The 4627-nt window shown below is 46.9% G+C and carries 7 protein-coding genes; 3 read left to right on the forward strand and 4 right to left on the reverse strand.

Going from position 1 to position 4627, the window contains the following annotated elements:
- The first annotated feature begins 95 nt into the window (after positions 1 to 95).
- On the forward strand, positions 96 to 242 hold the full coding sequence (locus tag ABD892_RS11600) for a hypothetical protein (protein ID WP_345195830.1): 147 nt from the start codon (positions 96 to 98) through the stop codon (positions 240 to 242).
- A gap of 55 nt (positions 243 to 297) precedes the next feature.
- Here the strand turns inward: ABD892_RS11600 and ABD892_RS11605 are convergent, their stop codons facing one another.
- A complete protein-coding gene (locus ABD892_RS11605; protein WP_345195831.1) occupies positions 298 to 570 on the reverse strand; it encodes a PIN domain-containing protein in 273 nt (90 codons plus the stop codon).
- A 225-nt stretch (positions 571 to 795) separates the two neighbouring features.
- Here ABD892_RS11605 and ABD892_RS11610 point away from each other — a divergent pair, with 225 nt between their 5' ends.
- Positions 796 to 1884, forward strand: coding sequence for a DNA-binding protein (locus ABD892_RS11610; RefSeq protein WP_345195832.1), 1089 nt, complete (start codon positions 796 to 798; stop codon positions 1882 to 1884).
- A gap of 38 nt (positions 1885 to 1922) precedes the next feature.
- Here the strand turns inward: ABD892_RS11610 and ABD892_RS11615 are convergent, their stop codons facing one another.
- Together ABD892_RS11615 and ABD892_RS11620 are read right to left on the reverse strand one after the other, a co-directional pair.
- The gene (locus ABD892_RS11615; protein ID WP_345195834.1) at positions 1923 to 2258 is read right to left on the reverse strand and encodes a hypothetical protein; all 336 of its coding nucleotides are present in this window, start codon (positions 2256 to 2258) and stop codon (positions 1923 to 1925) included.
- A gap of 4 nt (positions 2259 to 2262) precedes the next feature.
- Positions 2263 to 2514, reverse strand: a complete 252-nt coding sequence (locus tag ABD892_RS11620) for a type II toxin-antitoxin system prevent-host-death family antitoxin (RefSeq protein WP_345195835.1) — start codon at positions 2512 to 2514, stop codon at positions 2263 to 2265.
- A 263-nt stretch (positions 2515 to 2777) separates the two neighbouring features.
- On the opposite strand from ABD892_RS11620, the gene ABD892_RS11625 reads away from it, so the two are divergent.
- On the forward strand, positions 2778 to 3404 hold the full coding sequence (locus tag ABD892_RS11625; RefSeq protein WP_345195837.1) for a hypothetical protein: 627 nt from the start codon (positions 2778 to 2780) through the stop codon (positions 3402 to 3404).
- A gap of 66 nt (positions 3405 to 3470) precedes the next feature.
- On the opposite strand, the gene ABD892_RS11630 is transcribed toward ABD892_RS11625, so the two are convergent.
- Positions 3471 to 4403, reverse strand: coding sequence for a S49 family peptidase (locus tag ABD892_RS11630; RefSeq protein ID WP_345195838.1), 933 nt, complete (start codon positions 4401 to 4403; stop codon positions 3471 to 3473).
- Positions 4404 to 4627: the final 224 nt, after the last annotated feature.

Below are 4627 nucleotides of genomic sequence, written 5' to 3' on the forward strand. Positions count from 1 at the left end.
GAGAAATATCGGCCATGAAAGGGTTAATCGGGAGGTCAAATCCAATCGGTGGAAAGTGGACATTTTAAATCGGTGCTGACACAGTTGGCGCCAAGGTGGTTTCTGAGAAGCAGGAAGACACAAAGAAAATAGATAACGACAGCGGCTTTTTCTCAACAATGAAGAAGCTCGCCAGCGAAACGACAGAGAAGGCGGTGAAGGCATCTTCTGATCTCTACGAGTCTGCGAAAGAGAGTATCTGACCTGCCAACCTAAACAGAGGGTCGACTCCGGCCTTCTGTTGTCCATGTTTCCCGCTCACAACCAGTTCTCTACGGAAAGTCTCGGCACCCTTTGGAATTCACACAAGTTTTTTGTGATGAGGACAAGACCTGCGCTACGGGCATGTCCTGCAATCAGGTTATCGTACGGTCCGATCTGTTGCCCTTTGTGTAGCGTATTTCGGATATCTGCCGAATGGCAGGCCGCAGCATGGTCAAAATCAAGAATCGTCATGCCGGCCAGCAGGCAGTCGACCTGCTGCTGTTTGTCGAGTCGACGGCTTTGATCTCCTTTTTCGATGCCAGTCAATCTCCAGCCTTCTCAAGATACCGAGTCCCTGTGAAGGGATGCTCTGGATTCTGTTATGTCTTCAAACCTGATAGTTAGCCGAACAAACGAACAGTGTTCGTTCGATATTTGTGTTCGTTCTTATTTGGGTTTAAGATTAGGGTTATAACTTTTCAATTTCATTTCTAGGGCGAACAAGGGACGCGGAACCCGGCACTAGAAGTACAGGTTCCCAGGGAGATTCTGATGGACACCACAGACCAGACCCAATCCATTCAGGATCGCGTCAATAAAATATGTAATGAGATGTACGCTCAGGGGATCAAGCCGACCGTAAGGCTTGTTCTGGCTGAGTTGCCAGACGTTAGCAGTACTTCTACCGTACACAAATACTTTGCCAACTGGCGTTCGGAGCTGGAGGCTAACCAGCAGTCTCTTTACGACAAGCTGGGCTTTTCTTCCGAGTTCACCCAGTCCTTCATGAAGGAAATCACCCGTTTCGGAGTTGAGGCCGAGCAGCGATATAAAGAGCTGGCTAAGGACTCCAACGACCAACGGGATCTGGCTGTAACTGATCTCGCCAGGGCTGAAGAGAAGCTTCATAAACAGTCAGCCGTTGTTGAGCAGCAGGATAAGGAAATCAAAGAACTGCAAAATGAGTTGCAGATTCTTAAAAGGCAGGCTGAAACCGAACTGGATAAGGCCAATCAATCTAACGAAGCCGCTATCAATGAGATTCGTCAGCAATTGTCGAGTGCCCTGGAGGATAACAAGGTTTTATCTCAACAGAATGAAACCTTGCGTACCGATCTCGCCAAAAATGAGTTGAGGCTGGAAGGCAACCAAGCATTCACCGATGAGGTGAAAGGCCAGAACGCAGACCTGGTTACTGAGAACAAGCAATTGAACCAGTACATTACCGACCTTAGCAAAATTCTGGTTGGCAAAGATGCGAAGATTGAAGGCAATGACCAACTTATAACCTCTCTTCAGGATCAGCAAAAGCAGATTTCTCAACAGTTGGCCGATGAACAGGAGCGCAGGAAGAAGTTGGATGATGACCTTGTAGCGTTGAAGGCAAAACAGGATAAAGACCTCACGGCGTTGCAGGCTAAGTTGTCTGAGACGACTGAGAAGCTGGAGAAAGAAGCTTTCAAAGCCTCTGAAGCGCAGTCAAAAATCGGTGATTTGAAAATAGCGATGGAAGAAAAAACGACAGAGTATAAAGATGCTATTCGTCGCCTGGAGAATACCATTGCCGGTAATGAGAAGCTGATAGAGCATCTGGAGAGGCAGACGGCTGGTGCTGAAACAAAGGATATGCCCGCAGAGTAGAAGGGTTCCCCCGGCCTCTGTGGACGGGGGGATGGATGTCACTTCCTGAGCATGTAATGTTCTAAAAGCTGTCGGCTGCTTTGGTTTTTTTCCATAAAAAGTATCGCGTTTGCTGTTTCCTTATTTTTATCTATCCTGTAAAGGATTCGATAGTCGTGCCAGCAAAACTCGAAATACTGTACACCAAAGTAATGAAGCAATCTTTGGTGTGGTGAGGCGCAGTGTTTGTCCGGAGTCAGGGATGCCTCGAAATGACGGATTGCTTCGTCGATGTTGTGGATTAGCCTGACGCCCCCCTTGGGGTCGATTGCCAACGTCCTTTCTATCATGACCTCCGTGGACAGGTGATAGGAGTTGGTATAAACAACTTTCAAGGCTTTACTCCTTCAGGTATTTGCGCCTGATGCTGGTCATTAGCTCTTCGCCTGACATAACCCGATCATCCCTATAATCCTTCTCTCCGAGTGACAGCAGCTTCAGCAGTGCTATTGCCTCATCCCTGCGTATACGTTCTTCGTAAGATTCAATAACATAAACGGGCTTGCCGTTCTGTGTAACAATTATTGGTTCGTCATCCAGTTCAAGATGGGCAGCATTTTTCTTGACATAACTGATTGACTCGATTCGCATTATTTACCCTTGCAGACCTGTATTGTTTAGCCCCGACCCAAATATAGTCTAAATTTAGGCTTTTGAAGCAAGTGATCGCAAAGACTGCACCGCTGGCTAGCGTCAGGACATGGCGTGTTAGCCTGTGGAGATGGCTCAGTAGAGCCGGAGATGAAGCAGGAAACTCGGAAAAATCGTGAGAGAGTAGCCGCCTAATGAGAATCCTAGGGAACTATTGCCTGGCATGTTTCTCTAACGCATATCGTCCCTAGCGTTATCATAAAATGCAACTTATTCATGGAAGCCTCAGTCAAAACCTTGATCAATACCACCAAGCAGGTATTGCTGAACTTGCGGTAGTTGTTATTGATGAAAAACATCACTGGGAGAGACATGAAACCAGCGAAAATGCCAAATTAAGACGAGATGCTCAGCAAACCATACTCAAAAAAACCAAATCATTAGGCTGCCGAACCATAACCGTCGATTTTCCCCGTGTGGATAGTAGTAGGAAAATTGTTAAAGATGACTCAGGCAACATGATTCCCTGTCGTGAAAGTCCACACATTGAAGAAATCGTGGGTGAACCTGATTTCAGCTTCGCTAAATACAAGCTTGGTGTGTTAGATAATCCGGATGCCGATAGGCTTTTGGATTATCTAGATAGCCAACATATTAAAAACCTTCTAATAATGGGGGGGAATGTTGATGTATGTGTCAGTAAATCAATCTTTGGTGGCGATGATAGCCCTGGGTTTCTGACGTCAGGAAAATATAACATAGTATCTACAGCGTCTGTATTATCCCCTTATACACCCAGCAAACAACCGACCAAACCTGAATCCTCCTTATTAAACAAACACAGAGAAAAAGAAATTAAGGGGAAATTGCACTTTTATACTGATATTTAACGCCTGTCAGCACCGCCCCACGGTTATCTAAAGCACCTCCCAATGAGGTGCTTATTGATTGTGCCGCTACAACGACCAAATACTGGCCGGAAATACCCATTCCTTTAGCGTATCCATCTTGCTGTTGAATTTGTCCATTATGGACATTTCCTGCGTGAAATATCTGAGCTCGTGGTTATAGAACCTGCCTGCCATGAGCGAATCTACACTGCCTATACCGTCGACGAGTCCTAATTCAACCGCCTCCTCGCCGGTCCAGTAGTTGCCATCGAAAAGTTGAGCGTCGGCTGGTAGGCGATCACCTCGTCCTTTTTTGACATCAGCGATAAACTGAAGATGAATCTTGTCCAGGACACTTTGCATTTTTTCGATGTCATCGGGTTCAGCCGGCATAAGTGGATCCAACCCTGCTTTGTTCTGGCCAGCCGTGAGTATTCTGCGTTTGATGCCAACCCGGGCAGCTAGCTCACTGAGGTCATAACCACTCATAATGACACCAATGGAGCCTGCGATTGTTGCTGGCTGGACAAGGATTTCGTCGGCGCCAACCGCAATCAAATACGCCGCAGAAGCCAGGCTTTCCGTACCAAGGACCAGCATCTTCTTGTCAGGATGTTCGCTACGAAGTCTCAGCATGGCGTCATGGATAAGCTTTCCTTCGACGGGTGACCCTCCTGGTGAGTTCAGGCGAAGCAAAACGGTCTCGACCTTTTTGTCAGAAAAAGCTTTTTTCAGTCCACTGATTACGCGATCGGACTGTATGTGTTGGCCTACGACGCCTGAAGCATCAACGAGACCAACATACTTGGTATCAGATATCAGTTTGTCGTCAGCAATTGACCATAGAATCATGCAGTACAGGGCAATTCCTGGAACACAGAGGAGGGCGAAAAAAAAGAAGCGCCATCGATGAGTTCTTGCCTGATTCTTGAGAAGCATGGCGACTGATTGCTGGCTCTCAGCCATTGCACGCAAGAGTTTTTCTTGTTCTGAAGACATGCTCGACTACTCCTGAAACGTCCGTTTTGAACAGTATCAGAAGACATAAAAGGGATAAATGGAAGAAGGAGTGAAGAGTGCCTGCCCCAGTCTACACGTCAATCCATAGGAGGCAACCACTGGAATGATTGACTGGGGCAGGCTGATCTGGCAAGAGTTTTCCGGACACTTTTTTACGCTGCCTTGGCAAGTTCCTGTTCATACTTGAAAGGTGCCAAGTAGCC

The sequence above is a fragment of the Kistimonas scapharcae genome (assembly GCF_039540975.1).
Taxonomy (GTDB): Bacteria; Pseudomonadota; Gammaproteobacteria; order Pseudomonadales; family Endozoicomonadaceae; genus Kistimonas; species Kistimonas scapharcae.

What these genes read in the sequence shown, in the direction of transcription:
- ABD892_RS11610 (WP_345195832.1), top strand. Translation starts at nt 796, where the DNA reads ATGGACACCACAGACCAGACCCAATCCATTCAGGATCGCGTCAATAAA.
- ABD892_RS11620 (WP_345195835.1), bottom strand. Translation starts at nt 2,514, where the DNA reads ATGCGAATCGAGTCAATCAGTTATGTCAAGAAAAATGCTGCCCATCTT.
- ABD892_RS11625 (WP_345195837.1), top strand. Translation starts at nt 2,778, where the DNA reads ATGCAACTTATTCATGGAAGCCTCAGTCAAAACCTTGATCAATACCAC.
- ABD892_RS11630 (WP_345195838.1), bottom strand. Translation starts at nt 4,403, where the DNA reads ATGTCTTCAGAACAAGAAAAACTCTTGCGTGCAATGGCTGAGAGCCAG.